The organism is Nocardia sp. NPDC050175 (assembly GCF_044459885.1).
Lineage (GTDB): Bacteria > Actinomycetota > Actinomycetes > Mycobacteriales > Mycobacteriaceae > Nocardia.
Genome location: NZ_JBITJI010000002.1, coordinates 795253 through 816690, shown reverse-complemented (window position 1 = coordinate 816690; position 21438 = coordinate 795253). Strand labels below are relative to the sequence as shown.

General features: G+C 67.2%; 12 protein-coding genes. 7 read left to right on the top strand and 5 right to left on the bottom strand.

Going from position 1 to position 21438, the window contains the following annotated elements:
• Positions 1 to 87: 87 nt before the first annotated feature.
• The 3 genes from ACIBK2_RS09225 to ACIBK2_RS09215 all read right to left on the bottom strand — a co-directional run bounded on the left by ACIBK2_RS09225 (position 88) and on the right by ACIBK2_RS09215 (position 11343).
• A complete protein-coding gene (locus ACIBK2_RS09225) occupies positions 88 to 9489 on the bottom strand; it encodes a hypothetical protein (RefSeq protein ID WP_396965291.1) in 9402 nt (3133 codons plus the stop codon).
• Positions 9490 to 9598: 109 nt separating this feature from the next.
• On the bottom strand, positions 9599 to 9904 hold the full coding sequence (locus ACIBK2_RS09220; RefSeq protein ID WP_396965289.1) for a hypothetical protein: 306 nt from the start codon (positions 9902 to 9904) through the stop codon (positions 9599 to 9601).
• Positions 9905 to 10560: 656 nt separating this feature from the next.
• The gene (locus ACIBK2_RS09215) at positions 10561 to 11343 is read right to left on the bottom strand and encodes a MerR family transcriptional regulator (RefSeq protein ID WP_396965287.1); all 783 of its coding nucleotides are present in this window, start codon (positions 11341 to 11343) and stop codon (positions 10561 to 10563) included.
• Positions 11344 to 11512: 169 nt separating this feature from the next.
• Between ACIBK2_RS09215 and ACIBK2_RS09210 the strand changes: the two genes are divergently transcribed.
• The 4 genes from ACIBK2_RS09210 (at position 11513) to ACIBK2_RS09195 (ending at position 17695) form a co-directional block, all read left to right on the top strand.
• Complete coding sequence (locus ACIBK2_RS09210) at positions 11513 to 13081, top strand: amino acid permease (RefSeq protein WP_396965285.1); 1569 nt, start codon at positions 11513 to 11515, stop codon at positions 13079 to 13081.
• Positions 13082 to 13184: 103 nt separating this feature from the next.
• On the top strand, positions 13185 to 15500 hold the full coding sequence (locus tag ACIBK2_RS09205) for a serine/threonine-protein kinase PknG (protein WP_396965283.1): 2316 nt from the start codon (positions 13185 to 13187) through the stop codon (positions 15498 to 15500).
• Positions 15501 to 15581: 81 nt separating this feature from the next.
• Positions 15582 to 16025, top strand: coding sequence for a D-aminoacyl-tRNA deacylase (dtd, locus tag ACIBK2_RS09200; protein ID WP_396965895.1), 444 nt, complete (start codon positions 15582 to 15584; stop codon positions 16023 to 16025).
• A 146-nt stretch (positions 16026 to 16171) separates the two neighbouring features.
• The gene (locus ACIBK2_RS09195) at positions 16172 to 17695 is read left to right on the top strand and encodes a hypothetical protein (RefSeq protein ID WP_396965281.1); all 1524 of its coding nucleotides are present in this window, start codon (positions 16172 to 16174) and stop codon (positions 17693 to 17695) included.
• 4 nt (positions 17696 to 17699) lie between these two features.
• Here ACIBK2_RS09195 and ACIBK2_RS09190 read toward each other — a convergent pair whose 3' ends face one another.
• On the bottom strand, positions 17700 to 17981 hold the full coding sequence (locus ACIBK2_RS09190; protein ID WP_396965279.1) for a PLD nuclease N-terminal domain-containing protein: 282 nt from the start codon (positions 17979 to 17981) through the stop codon (positions 17700 to 17702).
• A 420-nt stretch (positions 17982 to 18401) separates the two neighbouring features.
• Between ACIBK2_RS09190 and ACIBK2_RS09185 the strand changes: the two genes are divergently transcribed.
• From ACIBK2_RS09185 to ACIBK2_RS09175, 3 genes are read left to right on the top strand one after another with little or no spacing between them, the layout of a single operon-like run.
• Entirely contained in the window at positions 18402 to 18860 is a 459-nt protein-coding gene (locus ACIBK2_RS09185; RefSeq protein ID WP_396965277.1) for a DNA-directed RNA polymerase subunit beta, read from the top strand.
• Positions 18857 to 19285 carry a DUF4254 domain-containing protein gene (locus ACIBK2_RS09180; RefSeq protein ID WP_396965275.1) on the top strand — a complete coding sequence of 143 codons (429 nt, stop codon included), beginning with the start codon at positions 18857 to 18859 and terminating at the stop codon, positions 19283 to 19285. Before ACIBK2_RS09185 ends, ACIBK2_RS09180 begins: the two co-directional genes overlap by 4 nt.
• A 42-nt stretch (positions 19286 to 19327) precedes the next feature.
• A complete protein-coding gene (locus ACIBK2_RS09175; protein ID WP_396965273.1) occupies positions 19328 to 20119 on the top strand; it encodes a class I SAM-dependent methyltransferase in 792 nt (263 codons plus the stop codon).
• 513 nt (positions 20120 to 20632) lie between these two features.
• Here ACIBK2_RS09175 and map read toward each other — a convergent pair.
• The gene (gene map / locus ACIBK2_RS09170) at positions 20633 to 21433 is read right to left on the bottom strand and encodes a type I methionyl aminopeptidase (protein ID WP_396965271.1); all 801 of its coding nucleotides are present in this window, start codon (positions 21431 to 21433) and stop codon (positions 20633 to 20635) included.
• Positions 21434 to 21438: the final 5 nt, after the last annotated feature.

Here is a 21438-nt window from a genome sequence, read left to right as displayed (position 1 = left end):
ATAACGGGCGGATCGACCTGGCACAGTGCACAAAAGTATTGTCTACCTGCTGTTATTTGGCACAGGACCCGATGCTTCCTGGCTCGGTCAGGCGAAGATGGCGGCGCGGCGGGACGGATCGGCGAGGACGTCGCGGACCAGTAGGCCGAGATCCATTTCGGTGGGCAGGGAACGGTAGATCACGTCGAAGGCTGGGACGCCAGCGACGCTGACCACGAATCTGGTGTCGCGTTGATCGTAGGGGTACCAGTCGACCGCGACCGGGCCGTCGAGATCGATGTCATGGTCGCGGGCGCGCAAACCCAGTCTGCCGTTGTGGCGGTAGAGAACCACCGGGACATCGCCGAGATCGGCGTAGACGCCGCCGAGTTGATGCATGCCTGCCTGCGTCGCTTGGAGCGCGCCGGTCATCGGATCGAACTCGGCGAACACGCCGTAGCCGACGTATGGGCGCACGACAATTGTTGTGTCGCTGCCGGTTTCGCGGGTGAACGACCGTCGGCTGTGACCGTTTCCGCCGTTGCGGCCGCCGTTGCCGCCCGGCTTGGGCGCGCCGCCCATGGGTGGTGGAGGCATGGGAGACCACGGAGGCAGGGGTGACCCGGCCGGATCGCCCGACGGAATCGGTCCGCCCGGTAGTGGATTCGATGGTCCGGGTAGCCCAGGTATTCCGGGAACCCCCGGGGGAACAGGTCCGCCCGGGGATGGAATCGGAGGATGCGGAAGGGGCGGCGGGACCGGCAAGTTCGGCGGCACCGGCAGTTCCGGTGGCACGGGCAAGTTCGGTGGGACCGGCAGCTCCGGCGGTTCTGGCAATTGCGGCGGTTCCGGCAACTGCGGCGGTTCTGGCAATTGCGGTGGGACAGGAGGATTCGGCGGGAACGGCGGCACCGGTGGAGTCGGCGGCACCGGTGGAGTCGGCGGGAACGGTGGAGTCGGCGGGAACGGAGGCACCGGTGGGCGCGGGGGCTGCGGTGGCAAAGGCGGATTCGGCGGCACCGGAACCGGCGGCGACACCGGTGGGCGCGGGGGCTGCGGCTGCGGCTGCGGCTGCGGCTGCGGCTGCGGCTGCGGCTGCGGCTGCGGCTGCGGCTGCGGCTGCGGCTGCGGCTGCGGAGGAACCTTCGGAGGCTCCGGCGGAACCGTCGGCGGCTGCGGGTCCGGTACCGGCCATGGTTTCGGCGTGATGTCCACCGGGTTGGGGAATTCGAACTCGTAATTCCGCGGCGGATGCGGAATATGCGACCTCAGTGCCCGCCCAGGCAATTGAGGAGGTCGCGAATGCCGTTGGCCTGAACCAGCTTCCGGCGGATCGCCGCCGTCCCCTCGACCCGTGCGCGAGCTACCAGGTTCCTGCCGCGGCGCGGACTCTTCCGGTGTCTCAGGCTTGCGCGGCGGCTGCTCAGACCCAGCCTCGGATTCCGACTCACCGCCATGCTCTCGACTGATGTGTGAGCCATCATCACCGGCCTCCTGCCGCGGCGCGGACTCATCCGGCGACACAGGCTTACGCGGCGACTGCTCAGACCCAGCCTCGGATTCCCGCTCACCGCCATGCTCTCGGCTCGTACGCGCGCCACCATCACCGGCCTCCTGGCTCGGTGCGGACTCGTCTGGCGACTCAGATCTGCGCGGTAACTGTTCAGACCCAGTCTCGGATTCCGAGTCATCGCCATGCTCTTGACTGATCTGCGAGCCATCATCACCGGCCTCCTGGCTCGGCTCGGACTCGTCTGGTGACTCGGGTTTGCGCGGCGGCTGTTCAAGCCCAGTCTCGGATTCCGACTCATCGCCGGGCTCTCGACTGGTGTGTGAGCCGTCATCGGCGTTGTCCGGACTCGGTGCGGACTCGTCGGCTGAACCCGGCTGGCGCGGCCGTGATTGTTCCGAAGCCGTCGAGGCTTCTCCGTTCGTCAGTGGTTCAGCGCTAGACCTGCGCGTCGACTGTTCGGGGTCCGTAGCGGGCTCGTGGTTCGACGGCTGCTCAGTACCGGCTGACCGTTCCTCGGCTTCGGCAGGATCGGGGTGTGCTGACGGATCGTGGTTCGTTGACCCTGGCGGGTCGTACGGCGGACCTTGTGGGAGCACGGTGGTGGTGGGCGGGTCTTCGTCCGGGCCAGTGGAGTAGCGGCGGTCGAGTTCGTCGAACTTGGCGGTTATTTCGCGGTGGGCGTTGTCCAGGTCCGCCATCAGTCGCTGGTGTTCGAGCTGTGCCTCGAGGTCGCTGCGGATCTGTTCGAGGTGGTCGAGTACCCGGCGCAGTTCGGCGTCGGCCGACTCGGCGTGACGCCGGTATGCCTCGTCCAGCTTCGCCAGTTCACGGGCTAGCGCTTCATCGATTCGGGAACGCGGATCCGGCGAATCCGCCTCTGGCACCACCCCATGCCTGTCGAGCTGTCCAGCCAGCTCATGGCCGACTTGCTCGAGATGATCGAGCACCCGCTGCAAATCGGCGTCGGCCTCAGCCGAATGACGTTGATACGACTCATCGAAGGCGGCCAGCTCACGCGCCAGCGCCTCATCGATCCGCGAGCGCGGATCCACCGAATCCGACTCCGGCACAACCTCATGCCCGTCACGCTGCCCAGCCAACTCACGACTGACTTGCTCCAGATGATCGAGCACCCGCCGCAGCTCGGCATCGGCTTCATCCGCGTGACGCCGGTAAGCCTCGTCCACCTTGGCCAGCTCACGCGCCAGCGCTTCGTCGATCCGGGTGCTCGGCGCCACCGAATCCGACTCCGGCACACCATCATGCGTCTCGAGCGGCCCAGCCAGATCACGGCCGACCTGCTCCAGATGATCGAGCACCCGCTGCAAATCGGCATCGGCCTCAGCCGAATGACGCTGATACGACTCATCGAGGGCGGCCAACTCGCGCGCCAGCGCCTCGTCGATCCGCGTGCGCGGGTCCGCACCCGACCGATCGTCGCGCAGTTCCGGTTCGGCGCTCGGCGGCTCCTCGGCAGTCTTCGCCCGGTCGCTCGCCTCATGCGGTGTCTGTTCCGAATCCGGCTGCCGCACAGTGGCATCCGTATCGGAGTGATTCGACGAATCGGTAGATTCTTGCGGCTGCTCACCGTTGGCCTCGATGGCCGGGCGCTCGGCGGCACCGTCGGATCCGGGCAGCCGAGGCGGCGGGTCGGTGGCCGAGGTGGGGGCCGGACCGTTCTCGTCAGGCCCATCCAGCCTAGGCGGAGTGGGACCGTCGCCGGGATGTCCGGACTGCTCGCCCGCAGGCAACTGCTCCGGCGCCCGATAGAACTCCTCGGCCAGGTCGGCGAGGTCGCGGATCTGCGCTGCCCGCTGGCGAACCTCGTCGCGCATCTTCGCGATTTCCGCCGCCAGTTCCTTGGGAGTCAGCCCCTCGTGCTTTTCGATCTTGCCGTCGCGGTAGGCCTCGTACACCTTGCGGAAGGTCGCGTCGTCGGCTCCCGCGAGATCGACGCCGACCAGCCGGGCCCAGTCCCGGTTGGGGTCCGGCCTGCCGGTCCCGGCGTCGCTGTCGCGATCCCAGGTGCCGTCGCCCTCGGGTCGGCCGGGGTGGTCCGCGAGGGTCTGCCCGAAATCGAGCGCATCTCCGGAACGCAGTGCGTCAGCGATGATCTCGCGCAGCGCGTGGATCGCCTCGGGATCATGGATCGGCGGCTCGCCCGTCACCCGCGGGTCGGCGGACAGATCACCGCGCGGCACATCGGAATACGGATCGATCTTGATCAACGCGTCCGCGTACTCGGTGAGCGCGCTCTTCACCAGGTCCTGCTTGCCGCCGCGTTCCATCTGCGCGAGCAACTTACGCAACTTCTTGGGATCCAGGCTCTTCGAGTCGAGCCCGTGCACCAGCCTGCCCGCGTCGTTCTTGTGGTACTTCGGCGGGAACAGCTCCGACGGCTCGACCCCGAGCCGCTTCGCCAGCTGATCACGCGCGGCGGCGAAGGCGTCGGGGTCGAGATCGCGCAGTTGCTTGGCGTACGCGACGATGTCGCCGACCTGCTGCGCCCGCAAGGCATTTCGGAACGAGCTGTCGGTCAGTGCCTCGGCAATGCGCTGCGGGGTCAGTTCCGCCTCGGGAATGCCGAGGCGAGTGGCCAGTTGGCTGCGTGCGTCACCGATGTCGTTGAACGACTCGATATCGTTCATCGAGCGGGCGAAGTCGGCGAGTGCCTCGATCTGTCCGGCCCGAACGGCGTTGTCCAGCTTCATATCCGCGATCGTCTGCGCCAGCCGGTCCGGGTGCAGCGCCTCCGGCTGCAACCCCAGTGTCCGTGCCAAATCCACCAGGTCCGTGAGGACTTCGGCGCGTGGTCGCGGCGGCGCTTCCGGCGCATCCGCCGCCGATGGCCCGGTGTGCGGCGCGTCGGCGTTGTCGAGCACCACCGGCCGCCACTGACCGTCGCTGTCGCGCAACAGCGTTACCGCCAGATCGCGGCCGTCGATCGTCTCGCGGTGGTGATAGACGTCGGGCGTCTCGACCGGTTCGAGATGGATATTGCCGTTCCGATCGGTGCGCGCCTTGTGGTAGTCGACCTCGACCTCGCCTCGGTTCACCGCTCGCGCGAGGTCTGGATTGTCGGCCAGCACCCGGGCGAGTGCGGCGGCGCGGTCCTGCGGCCCATCGATGACCACGAGCCGGTCCGGCACGTCCTCGCCGACCGGGATCCGGATGACCTGGTCGCCGAACGGTTCGCCGATCGGCGGCTGATCGTCGGATTCGGGATGCACGCGGATCTCGGCGGCATCGGCGAATTCGGCGACCCGGTCGGCGCGCGCCTGATTCGCGGCCCGCAGTTCATCGATGCGCTGCGTGGTCACCGTGTCGATGTCGAGCCCGAACATCTGTGCCCAGGTGGACAATTCGTCACGCAGCTGGTCGCGGCGCAGCGCGTGCTCGAAGTACGCGCGCGGTCCCTGGTCGCGACCGAGCTCGTTGTCGTCCGGCCCGATATCACCCCACTCCTTGAGCGGGTCCGCGCCATTGCCGACCGGCGTGTACTGCTGCACACCCGGTTCGCCCTCGAAGGCCGCGTTGATCTCTTTGAGGAAGCGGCCCATCGGGTTTTCGTCGAAGAAGCTGACCTCGTCGGAGTACGGGATGGGTACTCCGGCCGGGTCGGGCTCGCCGCGTCGGGCGGGACGACGGTCGTAATCGTCGTCGTCGAACTCGTCCTCGTCGAGTAAGAAGTCCTCGGCCTCCTCGCGTCTGCGCGCGTCGGGCCCTTCGATTTCACCGGGCGGCCGATTCCGCTGCTCGCCCTCATCGAGCGCGGGGCGTGAATCCTGGCCTGCTACATCCTCTTTGGTGTACGGCCTGGTCTGCTCTTCATTGAATCGCCGGTGCGCATCGGCGAGGCCCTCGATCGCCGCCGCCTCGCGCAGGGTGCGGTACTCCTGCTCGTCGATCACCCGGCGCACCGACGCGGGATCCTCATCGGGCAGGTCGAAGCCGAGCCGATCCGCCATGTCCGAGAACGACTCGTGCTCGGGCGGTGGACCGTCCGGCTCGGGCGTGGGCTCCGGGTGCTCGAGCGGTTCCTGCTCGAGCACTCTGGCCTCGTCTTCGGAGACCAGACCCAACCGCTCCATGTCGTCGACGATCCGCTGCCGCTGGTCCGGATCGGACACGGCGAGTGCGTCTTCCAGGATCGCCCTGGCCTCGTCCGCCGAAATCTGTTTGACCTCGAAGAGATCGGTAATGGTCTCGCGCACCAGGTCCGGGTCGGCGTCGCTGACCCAGAAGCGGTACTCCTCGCCGTCCGCGGTGCGCGGAGCCACGAAATCGCCCGCGACATCAGGGGTTCGGCCGGACAACTGACCGAAGATCGGGAGGTGTTCGCGGTTCTTCCAGATCGTCGCGCCCTCTTTCAGGATGCGAGCGACGTTGGGCGCCTTGTCCGATGAGTCCGGTGCGGGCCCCACGTGCGGGACGTCGGGCGACTGCGGCACGTGCGGCGTGGGGGCCGGAGCCGGATCGAACAGATGCGGCGCGTTGGCGACACCATCGCGCAGCGCCGTCTGTCCGCGGCCGTCCTCACCGGAGCCCGACGGGTACTTCGGGTTGTCCCCCTCGTAGCCGCGAACGTAGATCTTGTCGCGAATGCGTTCCCACGCACGGCGAACCGGCGACTTCTTCTCGAGCTCGCCCGAACCCTCTTGCCGCGCAGGCGGTTCCCCCTCGCTGGCGGGCACCGCGCGCCAACGATCCTCGCCGTCCGGATGCAGTGCCAGCGGCACCCGCTCGCCGTCGACGTCGAGAGTCAGCGGATGGGTGTCCTCGGCCAGCACCACCTCGTCCGGTTCCAGGGCCTTGGGCACGCCGGAGCCATTGTCGCGGTTCGGGTTCGAGTCGTCACCAGGATCGCCGGGCGAGGCTGGCGGCGGTAGTTCGCTGGGCGGCTTCTTGCCACCGCCGTCCGAACCCGACGCAGGCTCGACCGGATCGCCGGGCGGCCGTTGCCCGACATCGACATTGCGCATCGCCGATTCCCGCGGTGGCACGTCGGCATCACCGTGCTGGTGCGGAACTCCGTTCTCGTCGAACAGGATCGTGCGGGTGACCTGCACCGGATAGTCGGAGCCCGGCAGGATCGGCGGGAAGTCGTGTGGCGGGCCGACGGTCGGATCGTGCACCACGATCTCGCCGTTCTCCTTGAGCAACACGTAGGCATGCGCGCCGACGTTGTGCTCGTCGGATTTGCCGTACACGTCGACGACCAGCGCGGCCACCCCGTCGGGGCGCTCGATCCGGTTGCCGTCGGAGTCGAGCACGAAGCTCCCGTCCGGCCTGGTCTCGTACATCAGCGCATCGTGAATCTCGTTGTGATTCCCGACATCTCGCAGTGGCGCCTTGGCCGCCTGCTCGATTTCGCCCTGTGACACGCCGTCCAGGCCGATCTCCCTGGTCGGCACTTCGATCACGTCGCTACCGGTGACCTGGCGGATCAGTTCGAGGCTGCGGATCGCGCAGTCGCGCGGCTGCTCGGTGTCGGACGGATCCGGTCGCGCGGCTGTGTGGTCGTCGTCGGTGCCTGCGACGGGATCCGGGTGCGTGGTCCGGTCCGCGCGCGGCGACGAATCCGAGCCGTTCACCAGGGCGAGCGGCAGCAGACCTGCGGCGTCGAGCGGCGACGGGCCGTCGCCCTCGTGTCGAGATTGCGGACCATCCACCGGGGAATCGACCTGCCGCGGCACGGAGTCATCCGCATCGACCCGTGCTCGCGGCGAGTGTTCACCGCTCGAACCCGACTGCAGGGCCGACCGATGGTCGGTGCCACGGGGCGCGTCCGCTATGCCGGAGCGACTCGGCTCGGACCTGGTCCGCGGTGCGGTGCCGTCACCACGGACATCGCTCGCGCGGGGGCGATCGGTGGCCGGGCGCCCGTCGCCCGCCGGTCGTCCATCCGGAGTTCCGGCCCGCGGTTGCTCGACGCGCGGCGCGTCCGATCCGGTGTGTGCACGCACCTCACTGGATGCCGGGCGGGGCGAACTGGATGAAGCTGGGGTGCTGCGGCTTTCGCCGCCCGTCCCGGGGTTGGCCGAGGTCGGATGGACAGGCGCAGCGCCCGGGTTGGCGGGCGTTGTGTGGATAGGCGCGTTGGTGACCAGTCCTCCATCGCCGTTGTGCAGCGAAACCTGGTCTTTGCCAGTCGATGTGGCGTCTATCCGACCGTCTGAACCCACGCCGCGCACGGCATCCGTCTCCGGTGCCACGCCCGCTCGCTGGGTTGGGGCATCGCCCGAATCAGCATGCGCCGCAGCGCGGTCGGCACCCGGTGCGGCACCGTCGACTGGCCGAGCGCTGCCGTCGCCGGTATTGGTTCGGCCGTCGCCATCGGCATGGGCCTGCGTCGAATCCCCGGCCGCCCGGTCCGTGTTCGCCGCGTCGCCCGATCGACTCCCAGCGTCGCCGGCTCTCTGACTGCCGCTAGATCCGTTGGTATCGCTTGAATCCCGGCCGTCACCACGGCTGTCATCGGACCCATTGATTCCGCCCGAGTTCCGACTGTCGCCCGCTCCGCGGCTATCCCCAGACCCGTCGGCATCGCTCGAGTTCCGCCCGTCACCTGCTCCCCGGCTATCCCCAGACCCGCTGGTATCGCCCGGGTCCCGGCTGTCTCCCGCTCCTCGACTATCGCCAGCCCCATTGGTCTCGCTCGAGTTCCGCCCGTCACCCGCTCCACGACTATCGCCAGACCCGTTGGCATCGACCGAATTCCGACTGTCACCGGATCCGTTGCTCTCACCCGAATTCCGCCCGTTGCCCGGGTCCGCGCCGTTCTGCCGAGCTCCGCTATCTCCCCCGGCACGGCTGTTCGCGTCCCCGGCCCCGGCAGGCCTGGTCGCACCGCCGTCACCGGTCGTGCCACGGCCGCTGCCATCCCCCGCACCGGCGGGCAGTCCGGCGCCATCCGGCCGAAGCCCAACGCGGACACCGTCACTCGAGTTCGCTCCATCCCCGCCGGACCCATTGAAGATATCGTCGAAGCGAGCCCCGAACCCCGGCCTGTTGAACAGGTCCGGCCGCATGTTGCCCCAAGCATGCTGCGCGCCGACCTTGTTCAAGCCGGACATCGCGCCGTTCGACGCGCCCGCGGTGAACATCCGCCAATCGACCTGGGTGTTCTTCAGGTTGTTCCACGCGTCGCCCACGCCGTGGTGTGCGACGTCGAGCCCGAACTGCGTGCCGGTCGCGGCGACGAATCCCGCACCGGCGCCCATCAGACCGGCGGCGGGGCCGGTGATCGCGGCCCGCATCCACGGCTTCATCTCCGAGCTCAGCCGGTGGCCGAGCCAGTCCCCGAACGGGCCCGCCGCCGCACCGCCCGCGGCCGAGCTCACCGCGGTGACGACGACCTGGTCCCAGTTGATCTCCTTGCGGTGACCGTGCTCGACCTGCCACTGCTGCACGCCGAGTTCCTGCAGCGTGCCGAGCACCGTATCGATCGCCACGTGCCGCAGCAGAAACTGCGCCAACTTCGACGCGACCAGCTTGCCCGCGTGCCGGATGATCGCGGAAACCACCCGCTCGCCGATGATGCGCACCGCCAGCCGGGTGAGCCCGATCGCGGCCGCCTCGACCGCGGGCGCGGTCGGCGGAAACAGCCACGCCGCAGCCATTTCACCGGCCAGCAGGCCCAGCGACGACCAGTACATCAGCTTGGCGTATTCGATCTCGGTGCCGACGCCGTTGGCGGATTCGCCGATCTGGTCGAAGAGTTGGGCCAGCTTGGTCAGCGACTGGTCCTTGTCCGAACCGTCGCCGGACCGCATGCTGTCGAAGCCCTTGATCATCTCCTCGACGCCGTCGCCCTCGGGATAGGCGGTGAGCGAGGCGCTCTTCGCGGCGTCGATATCGCCGAGGATGGTGCGCAGATCGGCGGCGGCGGTGTGCCAATCCTGGGCGAGGGCCCACATCTCGTCTTCGTTGCCCTCGGGCCACTCCATGCCGACAATCGGCTCGAGCCACTCCAGGAAGCCCGGCAGTTCGATCATGTTCGACTATTCCGATATCAGCGGCTCGCGCGGGCGACCGGGCCGCCCCGCAACGGGTTTCGGCGGCCGGCCCCGGCCGGTCCGATCGTCATCCGGGCCGGACCCTCGGTCAGGAGAAACCGTCGCGGTTGCCGTGTTCCATCTTGTCCAGCAGCTCGGCGCTCTTGGCCTGGCCGGTCGAGAAGTTGTCGAGCGAGCCTGCGATGTTCTGCGCGCCGGTGATCATGTTGTCCCGCGAGGAGGTGTAGCCGGTCGCGAAGTTGCGGCCGAGTGAGTCGTTGCCCCAAGGGTTTCCGCGCGCGTTGAGCGACGCCTGCAGGGTGTGCAGCACCGTGTTGATTCGGTCGCGCGCGTCTCCGGTCTTCTTGGCTGCCTTGTAGAACAGAACCGAGTCGTACTGGAATTTGTCCGCCACCGCGTTCCCTCCGCGTATGTGCGGATCACCCCGCACCTACATCAGCTCGTACGCATCCGACGATGACACCCGATAGCAACTCCCCTGTTGCTCGCACATGAACGGAAAGTGCCGCAACAGTTACATGCAACAACTGGGTACACCTAGCCGTTCACCTGACGAAATGTGCTACGCGCGTTAATGTTCGGCGACTGGGTGAACCCGGCTCTACGAACGATAGACTCCGAGGTCAGCGGCCGAATCGAACCGACTGTACGCGGATTGCCGGCCATGACGGCCAAAGCCTCAGCGGCGCAATACCGAGTCGATCGCTGAAGCGTTGGGAGACAAGGTGTTGCGAGCGCGGAGCCGAGGTGGCAAACACACCGCCACCGACAGCACTGCCGGTCGGCACGACACCACATGTATCTCGAACTGATCGAAAACGGCTCGGCCATCTCACGGGAGGGATCTCAACCGCACACGGCATCAGCTACGTCGCGGGAGTCAGCGGGCGCCTACGCGGGCGGCCCGGCTGCCAGGTTCCGGGGGCATGCGCAGATTGGCGTCGCTTTGTGCATGCCCCCAGATCCCGACTTTGATGTTACATCAATCAATGTGCCGCTGTCTAGCGGCAAGTTCCCAAACGGCAATCCCACCCGCGAGAACAGCCTGTTCTACTGGCCGGGCAGCTCGTCGGCCAGCTCGGCGATGTCGCGTTCGAGGTACCACGCGACGAATCGATTGACCAGCTCGGCCGCCGCCTGACCAGGCACGACCCGGGCGGCGGCCACTCGCTCAGCGAGCACCGCCCGATCCTCCGGCGTGCGCCCCGACTGCCGGAACGACTGCCACGCGGTCCGCTCGAACACGTCGACGAAGCGACGGGCAATGCGATCGCAATCGCCGCGCAACCGCTCCACCTCATCGAGCACCTGGGCCGGCGACGCCCCCGCCGCCGCCAATTGCTCGGCGATCCGAACGAGCTGCTGGTCGGCCACCACGTAGGTGGCGGCATCGAGCGGTTCATACATCCCGGCCGCGACAACCCGGGCGAGACCATGCGGGACGTCACGATACCGATCCGCGAGTTCTGTTGCGGCAACGACCTTTTCGCGGACGGCATGCATCGAACCCGGCTCACTCGGCGCGCCGATATCAGCAACAACACCTGGCTCGGCCATGCCCTCCGGCTCGGGCACACCGAGGATGTCGCCGAGGTCGTCGCCGCGGTCCCACGCCTCGAGCAATTCCCGGATGCCGTTCAGCTTGATGCCACGATCCAGCAACCGGCCGATGGTGCGTACCCGGTTGAGATGATCGGACCCGTAGAAACCGGTGCGCCCCTTCACCTGTGGCGGCGGCAGCACGCCGCGCTCGTGATAGACGCGCAGGCTCCGCACGGTCGTGCCGGCCTCACGCGCCAGCTCGTCGATCGTAAACTCCGTACCTGCTGCCATAGCTCAAGGAAACCACACCGAAACCTGGCTTGATCGCTGTCCGAGGTCAGCCGAGCCCGTATGACGATCGAGTTTCATGAGATGACATTCATGTACATCTATTGAACGTGCCGTTAAACAGCGGTACGTTACTTAGCGATATGACTGCCGTCACATGAAAGGCCCAGGCATGACCATCGTTCGACCTCCCTCAGAGACGCAGGAGCCGGCCGCCGCACGGGCCCTGCACGCCGAGGACGCGGGCTATCACAAGGCGCTACGCCCACGCCAACTGCAGATGATCGCCATCGGCGGCGCGATCGGTACCGGGCTGTTCCTAGGTGCGGGCGGCAGACTGAAAGACGCAGGCGCGGGGCTTTTCCTGGCGTATGCCGTGTGCGGCGTCTTCGTGTTCTTCATCCTGCGGGCACTCGGTGAGCTGATCCTGCATCGTCCGTCGTCGGGCTCGTTCGTCTCCTACGCTCGCGAGTTCTACGGCGAGAAGCTGGCGTTCGGCGTCGGCTGGATGTACTTCTTCCACTGGTGTATGACCGGCATCGTCGACATCACGGCGATCGCCACCTATGTCCACTACTGGGGCAGCATGCAGGTGATCCCGCAGTGGACGATCGCGTTCATCGCGTTGGCCGTGGTGGTCAGCATCAACATGGTGTCGGTGCGCTGGTTCGGCGAGATGGAATTCTGGGCGGCACTGATCAAGGTGATCGCGCTGGTGGCCTTCCTCATCGTCGGCACCATCTTCCTCGCGGGCAGGCACCCGATCGAGGGCAAGAACACCGGGATCAGCGTGATCAGCGATCACGGCGGTTTGCTGCCGAACGGCATCGTCCCGATCGTGCTGTGCACCACCGGCGTCATCTTCGCCTATGCCGCAGTGGAATTGATCGGTACCGCCGCCGGTGAGGCGGAGAACCCGGAAAAGATCATGCCGCGGGCCATCAACTCGGTGATCGCCCGTATCGCGTTGTTCTACGTGGGTTCGCTGGTGCTGCTCTCGCTGCTGCTGCCCTACACCGCCTTCAAGTCCGGCGAGAGCCCGTTCGTCACCTTCTTCTCCAAGATCGGTGTCGGCGGCGCGGGCACGATCATGAACCTGGTTGTGCTGACCGCAGCATTCTCCAGCCTCAATGCCGGGCTGTACTCGACCGGCCGCATCCTGCGGTCCATGTCGATGAACGGCAGTGCGCCCGCGATGGCGGGACTGATGTCCAAACGAGGTGTGCCCTATGTCGGCATCCTCGCCACCGGCGCGGTCGCGCTGATCGGTGTCGGGCTCAATGCCCTGGTCCCGGACAAGGCCTTCGAGATCGTGCTGAACATGTCGGCCTTGGGCACCATCACGGCGTGGGCGGCGATCGTGGTCTGCCAGCTCAAGCTGTGGCGTTGGTCGAAGGAAGGGAAGATGGAGCGCCCGTCGTTCCGGCTGATCGGCGCGCCGTACACGAGCATCGCGACGCTGATCTTCCTGGCGGCGGTGGTGCTGCTCATGCTGTTCAGCAGCAGCGAGGTGCAGCGCGGCGCGGTCATCGCGATGGGCGTGATCATGATCCCGGCCATGGTCATCGGCTGGTTCTTCGCGCGCGGCAGGGTCATGCGTCTCGCGGAATTACGCGAAGGTTATACCGGTGCATTCCCGGTGGTCGCGGAGCGTCCGATGGAACATCGCGACCCTCGTATCGCCGAAATATCCCCGGCAAGCAACAACACCGCAACGAACAATGAGGCAGAATCGCGATAGGCCGACCTATCCCCGCCCGCTCCGCTACCACGGTTGTCCACCGGTGTCGCGGAGCGGAGCGGGTTCGGCCCGATGTTGTACGCGTTGGTGCTGAGAGGGTCGAATGCCGGAACACTTCAGTGGCTCCGATGACCTCAGCCCGGCGGCGCAATCGACCACACTCACCCAGGACCCCGCCGAAGCGGCGTTCCGGGCCACCTACGCCTGGGCGACCCGACGAGCATCGCCCTCCGAAACCACTCCCTGGTCGCCCGAGCACGACGATTCGACGGCGGCGGAGGCCGACCCGGGTTCGGAACGCAGCGTTCGATCCAGGCCGAGTGTTCGCCGGCTCAGCGCGGGCCTGGTCGAGCTACCGCGAGTGTCGCAGGTCGACCCGGCCACCGCGATACTGACCAATCCCGAAGTGCCCGAAGACAAACGGTTCTGCTGGAAATGCCAGAAGCCCGTCGGCCGCTCGACCGGCGACGGACCCGTCGCATCGGCGGGCAAATGCCCGCATTGCGGATCACCGTTCAACTTCCGGCCGCTGCTGGCGCCCGGCGACCTGGTGGCCGACCAATACGAGGTGCAGGGCTGCCTCGCGTACGGCGGTATGGGCTGGATATTCCTGGCCCGCGATCGCAATGTCAGCGACCGCTGGGTGGTCCTGAAGGGATTGCAGAACCCGCTCGATTTCGAGGCGCACGTCGTGGCGCTGGCCGAACGTCAGTTCCTCTCGGAAATGGCGCATCCGGGCATCGTCAAGATATTCAACTTCGTCAAACATCGCTCGGCGGACGGAATTCCGTGCGGGTACATCGTGATGGAGTACGTGGGTGGGCAATCGCTTAAGGAAATGCTCGATCTGCGCGCACCCGAACACATTCCCGTCGCCGAGGCCATCGCCTATGTGATGGAGGTGCTGCCCGCACTGGATTATCTGCACTCGTTCGGCCTGGCCTACAACGATCTGAAACCTGACAACATCATGGTCACCGAGGACGAGGTCAAACTCATCGACCTCGGCGCGGTGGCGGCCAGGGAATCCGGCGGCAGTCTTTACGGCACCCTCGGATATCAGGCACCCGAATTCACCAATACCGGTCCGACCATCGCCTCCGACATCCACACGGTCGGCCGGACCTTGGCCGCGTTGACCCTGGACATGCCGACCGAACCGCGCGGCCCGAAACTTCCCGGCATCCCGACGGCCGACGAGGAGCCGGTGCTGCGCCGCTATCCCGCCTTCGAGCGGTTGCTGTTGCGCGCGACCGACCCAGATCCGGACCAGCGTTTTCCCACCGCCTACGCGATGTACCGCCAGCTGGCCGGCGTGCTGCGTACCGTCCTCGCCGAGGACACGAATCGGGAATACCCGCAGACCTCCGCCGTATTCGGTTCGCTGCGTGGCGATTTCGGCATCGATACGTTGATTCGGCAGACCGAAGGGGTCATCGAGGGTGTGCATCAGGTGCCCATGCTCGACCCGCCGAGTGTCGTGGCCGCACTGCCGGTGCCGCTGATCGACAGCGAGGATCCGAGCGCGGAACTGCTGTCACCGCTGTTGCACGGCGACCCGCAGCAGACCCTGGACACGCTGCGGCAGAGCACCGCCGACATGAGCGCAGGAGCCATCGGCACACCCGAGACCTTCGATCTGGAAGGCACCTTGACCGCGGTCCGGGCGCACCTGGACCTCGGCGCGGTCGAGCAGGCACGAGAATGCCTCGCGCGCTTGCTGCCCGATTACCGTGCGGACTGGCGGATCGATTGGTACACCGGCATCGCGGAGCTGTCCTGCGCCGACTACGCCAAGGCCTACGAACAATTCGATCGGGTCCACTCCATGGTCCCCGGCGAGATCGCGCCGCTGCTCGCGCTGGCCGCGACCGCCGAACTGCTGCTGCAGACGAACGCCGACGAGCCGAATCAGTGGCGGCGCGCCGCGACCGAGTACTACCGATCTGTCTGGCGGAACACCCGCGGTGTGGCGAGCGCGGCGTTCGGTCTGGCGCGCAGGCTCGCCGTCGACGGCGACGTGTTCACCGCGGTCGCCACGCTGCGGCAGGTGCCGGATTCGTCGCGCCATCACAACGCCGCGCAGATGACCGCGTGCCTGCTGCTGGTTACCCGTCCGGTGACCGAGCTGACCCAAACCGACCTCGACGCGGCGGCGGCACACCTGCACGCGCTGCCGGACGATCCGCGACTGATGCAGCTGCAGGCCATCGTCCTGACCGCCGCGCTGGCCTGGCTGAGTAGAGGTGGACAACCAGAGTCGCGGGCCACCATCCTCGGATTCCGCTATACCGAGACGGGCCTGCGCGGCGGACTGGAATCGACGCTGCGCGCGGTCGCGCGGACCACACCGAATCGACTGCATCGCTACGCGCTGATCGATCTGGCGAACGACATTCGGCCCCGTTCCCTCTGGTAGGCAGCGGTATCGCATACCCACGCCTGCGCGCATGGCGACCCGCGGCGCTCCGCCTCATCCGGCACGGCATGATCAATGGCTGTGCGTGTGCTGCTGCAACGAGTGAGCTCGGCCCAGGTGACCGTCGACGACGAGATCGTCGGCCGCATCGACCCGGCCGCGTCCGGGGTGCCGCACGGCCTGGTCGCGCTGGTCGGCGCCACCCACGGCGATACCGAGGCAACCGCGAAAACGCTGGCCGACAAGGTATGGCGGCTGCGCATCCTCGACGGCGAACGCTCCGCCGCCGACCTGGCCGCGCCGATCCTGGTGGTCAGCCAGTTCACCCTCTACGCCGACACCGCGAAGGGCCGCCGCCCGTCCTGGAACGCGGCCGCGCCGGGTCCCGTCGCACAGCCGCTCTTCGAGGCGTTCGTCCAAGCGCTGCGCGAACTCGGCGCGACTGTTTCGACCGGCCGGTTCGGCGCACATATGCACGTCGAACTCGTCAATGACGGACCGGTCACACTGCTGCTGGAAGGTTGACCGCGCCTACCCACGAGTTCCAGCTTTGACGCCGCCGGTTCCGCGCACATCCCCGCGAAGGATCCTGGTGCGCCGAGCCGATAACCGTGACAGACTCGTGCGTTAGAAGGTGCGGGTGGCTCGATGCCGCCGGTTAGCGGAGGATCATGCTGGAAACGAGGGACGCGATGGATCTGGACGCGCTGGAGCGTCGGGTCGCCGCGGATCGGTATGCGGCGCTTGATCGTTCGATCGAGGCGGATCTGCGACTGGCCACCTCGCTCGCCGATCTGGCGAAGGGCTTTATCGCCACCAAGACCAACGGGTCGGTTCGCGACCGGACCAGGGACGCGCTGGCTCCCGCCGAGGAGGCGGTCGCCATTCGGCTACGGCTGCTCTCCACCGGACAGGTACTGAACGCTCGGCTCGCGGGTGAGCTGAACGAGGCACTCCGGTCGGTCGAACTCGCGGCAAGGGACAGCGGTCGCCGGGAACTCGCGACCACCACCATCCGCCGCGCCTGCGACGCCTACCGGCAGGTGGCGCGCATCCATCCGGAGGTCGCCGGCCTGTGCGCCGACGGGCTGTCGAAATGTGGTGTGTGGCTTGGTCGTCTCGATCAGGACGCCGCCGTCGCGGCGACCGAAGAGGCGGCGCGAATCCGCAGCGCGCTGGCAGCTGCCGCGCCGGAGCTCTCCGGTAAATACCTGGCCAGCCTGAGCACGTTGCTGCGGACGCTGATGGTCGGCCGGTCGCGCAAGCAGGCCCTGTCGATGTATCGCGAGCGGTACTCCGCGTTCACCTCGACGAGCATGTCGATCCGGTTGCGCGCCTGCGGAGTTCAAGACCTCGACCTGACGCCGAAGTCGTACAAGGCGCTCGCCGAACTCGGTGTCCGCACGCTGGAGCAGGCCGGGCGGCTGACTCAGCAGCAGATCCTGTTCAAGTCCTCGGGCGATCTGTCGACCGTCGAGGAGATCAACTGGAAGCTTGCCCTGGTCGGCCTGCGACCGCTGCTGCCCGGCGCGGAACCCGATCCGCCGTCGATGCCGGTGCAGATCGGCACCAGCTTCGGCGCGCTGAGCGTGTACTGCCCGGTGCCGGACGCGATCGCGCAGATCCGCGCGGCGATCATCGGCGCCTATGCGACCGACGACGCCTATCCGCTGGATCGGGAGAGCTATCTCGGTGCGCGCGAGGAACATTGGAAGATCACCGACGCCGAGGTGAACACCGCGGAGAAGCTCAGCGACGACGTGGTGCTGATCGATCAGCCCTATGGCGGCTGGGTGACGGTGCTGAGCCTGCACTGGGAGCTGACGCCGGTCGGCAAGCATCCGCTGGCGCGGCGGCTGTCCCAGGATTGGCCGGTGGCCGCGATCACGGTGACCGAGCACGTCGCCTACGAGCTGTGCTGGTACGAGCACGGGGCGGCCACCCAATACGCCGCGCTCGGCAGGCCGGCCGGGCAGGCGCCGCTGGATAAACCGCTGGCGCCGTTGGACTTCAAGATGCTGGCCGATCTGAACGCCGACCGCGCGAACGAGACGAAACTTCGCGCGGCGTTCGGCAATACCCAGATGTTCGCCAACCTCACCTATCTGCCGTCGAGCGGCCTGCGCCAGATCAGCGCGACCACCCCGCTCGCCGAGCACGGTGATCGCGTGCTGTTCTTCCGTACGACGCCCTGAGACGTCACCCGGCAACGGTCGGGCGCACCGGCTGAATGGTCGAGTTGCGGCCCCAGATGAACCACACCACCGGGCCGAGGAACGGGAACGCGAGCATGAGCAGCACCCAGATCGCCTTACCGGCCGCCGCATAGTTGCTGGACCGTAGCGCGCTCACCACCCCGGCGATGAACAATGCGATGGCACCGATGGCAATGGCGAAGGCGAAGACGCCGAAGGCGATCGAGCCTGCCGTCTCGGCGGCACTGGCCAGGGCGGGAGCGGAAGCGAGAGCAATTGTTGTCATGCCATTCAGCGTAGGGATCGACCCCACCTCGGCACATCGGTGACTAACCCTGAATTTGCTATCGCGGATATGACCGACGGTGTACGCCGCAGGGATGACCTCGCATACGACGTTGAGAGCGGACCGGCATCAGGGTGGCGGCGGACAATTCAGTATTAAAGTACCCAGCAGTCGCGGCAGCACCGTTTGCCCTGAATGCCGGAATCGCGGGGCGACGTGCGGTCTGCCCGTCAGCCGGGCGGACGGCGCAAAACCCGCAGGCGAACTTCTCGAGAACTAATTGAACGGAACGTTTATGCCCCGGCATGGAGTGCTCTACTGAGATCACGCCCGAACGGTGTCGTAGGTCACCCTCAGTGACCATGACGGACCGGCTCGGGCGGCTTCACCAGACACACGATGCTAGTCGAGGCTCTTCTCATGGATCAACTGGCGTTGGCGGAAACCCCAGCCGCCCGATGCGCCTATTACCGCCATACCTGCGACCTACCCGCCGGATTTCTTCCGGAGATCGGCCGGATCATCGTCCGGGCCGGATTCGTCGGCGCGATCACCATGCCCGCGTCGCTTGGTCAGCAGGTCCACGACGATTTGATACATCATCGAAATCCATTGGGCCCCGTTATTTCTCATGTGCGCTCAAAACGCTGGACCTTTCTGATCCGGCCCGACCTGCCCGACGACGTCCGCCTGTTCGCGGAGCTGTTCCGGCTCAACGTGTCGATCGTGCCGATCGGTGGCGAGATCGCGCTGCCCTCTCCCGCCGACGCGAACGCCGGGTACCGCGAGTGGATTGTCGCCCCGGAGAACACCTTTCGGCCGTCCGGTGCCGCCATCGTGGACACCGTGCGCTCGTGCCGGAACATGGGGCCGCGATGACCACGGGCCAACTCCCCGCGAAACATCAAGTGCTGCAAGCATGTCGGGGTGAGCCGCCGGAAAACAACCCGCTGCTGCGCGGCGCGCACGAACTCACCACACTGCACGAGCGACGGCTCGGCGCGGGCCCCGAGGCGACCGACGAAATCGACGCGCTCCGAGCGAGTTTGGTGCGCGACATCGACCGTTGGATCACCGTGCAGCTGCCGCCCGCGCACGGCGCCGCGCATGTGCACACCGAGACGGTCGGCGCCGTGATCGACCGGCTCGCCCAGTTCACCGCCAACGCCTATGCGGCACTGGCGAGTGCGTCCGAATGGGACCTGTGGGACGCGTGGCAGCGCCTCGCGGAACTGGCCGTCGGCTACGACGACCTGGCCGCGGAGGTGAGCGCGGGCGTACGCCGGTTGCCCGGCGCGTCGTAAATCTCCCCCGCGCGGCGGCTACCCGGACTTAGGGTGGGGCGCATGGGCAATACGACGGATCGAGATGCGAGCAAGCGTGCCCTGTATGCCCGTCGGGCCGCCTCCTTCGGCGCCAACGCGACGGACTACGCCGAACACCGGCCGGACTATCCGATAGCGGCCATTCGCTGGGCGCTGGAGGCCGTGCCGACCGTGCCCGCGCCGATCGTGCTCGACCTCGGCGCGGGCACCGGCAAGCTCACCGAGGGGCTGCTCGCCGCCGGTGCCACGGTGATCGCGGTCGAACCCGACGACGGCATGCGCATCGAGTTGATGCGCCGACTGCCCGGCGTGCGCGCGTATGAGGGGACGGCGGAGGCGATTCCGCTCGCGGACGGGTCGGTGGACGCGATCGTGGCCGGGCAGGCGTTCCACTGGTTCGATCAACAGCGTGCCTTTCCGGAGTTCGCGCGGGTGTTGCAGAAAGGCGGAGTTTTCGCGGCACTGTGGAACACCGACGACGTGCGAGTCGACTGGGTCGCCGAGTTGGGGCGCGTTTCGCGTTCGGAGGCTTCCACACCGCCACTGGAACCCGGGCCGGCGAAACTACCCGAGCACCCGCTGTTCGAGACCTTCGAGACCGCCCAATTCCCGCACAGCCAGCGGCGGACCGCGGCATCGCTGACCGCGACCATCGGAACGCACTCGCACACTCTGGTGGTGCCCCCGCAGCAGCGGGCCGAAGTATTGCAGCGCATCTCCGACTACCTGCACAGCAGGCCGGAGACTGCCGAAGGCGAATTCGACCTTCCCATGGTGACTTTGGTGCTCCGCGCCGTCCTTCGGCCCCGCTGACCGATTCGTCCGGCTAGCTCGGCCACCCATCGACTACCTGCCGCAAGGGAATTCGCACACCACACACAATTTCCGGACGTCGCGCCTGCCGGGTACGCGGGTGCTGAACGCGAACCGCGTGGTGCGCCAACCGGATTCGAGTAGTGGTCTACTCGCGTCGCACCCACCCGCTCGAACATACGCTGACGGCATAGTTCAGAACGTAGCGATCAGGCCTCAACGTCGACCTGATTCCGACACCCGGGCAGCGCCGCCCGACACCAAACGTCACGGTCGCGCGCCACGGGCGCAAGGAACGACGACACCGATCCAGCGAAGCGGCTGGGTATCGCCATCAGGCGAGATCGTCCAGACGGGGGCCGCCACCCCCGCTGGCGTCGGTGCGTATCGACTCCTCGCCACGCAGCGCCTCCGACCCCCAGTGTCTCGAATAACGTTGCGCCGCTCGATCTTCCGCATGGAGGGGTCGGCAGGGATCGACGGCGCCGATGGTGGGGCCGCCGTATGTTTCGCTTACTCCGGGCGCAACGTGAGGATGCGGGGACCGTTTTCGGTGACGGCTACCGTGTGCTCCCAGTGGGCGGCGCGGGTGCCGTCTACCGTGACGACGGTCCAGTCGTCGTCGAGGACCTGGGTTTGGGTGGTGCCGAGCGTGAGCATCGGCTCGATCGCGAGGACCGATCCCACCACGAGCTTCGGGCCCTTGCCCGGATCGCCCTCGTTGGCCAGGAACGGATCCAGGTGCATTTCGCGGCCGATGGCGTGCCCGCCGTAGCCGTCGACGATGCCGTAGGCGCGGCCGTGTAACTGTTCGGCCGCGCGGGTGCCGAGTTCGATGGCGTGCGACACGTCGGAGAGCCGGTTACCGGGCACCATCGCCTCGATACCGGCTTCCATGGACAGCTTGGTCGCCTCGCTCAGCAGCCGGTCGGCGTCGATGATGTTGCCGACGCCGAACGTCCACGCCGAATCACCGTGCCAGCCATCGAGAATGGCGCCGCAGTCGATGGAGACCAGGTCGCCCTCGGTCAGGATCTCGCCCGCGGTCGGAATCCCGTGCACCACACGGTCGTTCACCGACGCGCAGATCGAGCCGGGAAAACCGTGGTAGCCCTTGAAGGACGGCACCGCACCCGCGTCGCGGATGAGCTGCTCGGCGACCTCGTCGAGCTCCAGGGTGGACACCCCTGGCTTGGCGGCCGCGCGCACGGCGACGAGGGCGCGACCGACGATCGCGCCCGCCGCCGCCATGGCGTCGAGTTCACCGCTGGTGCGAAAAGGCACCACCTTCTTGTTCTTCCGGCCGAAGACCATCAGTG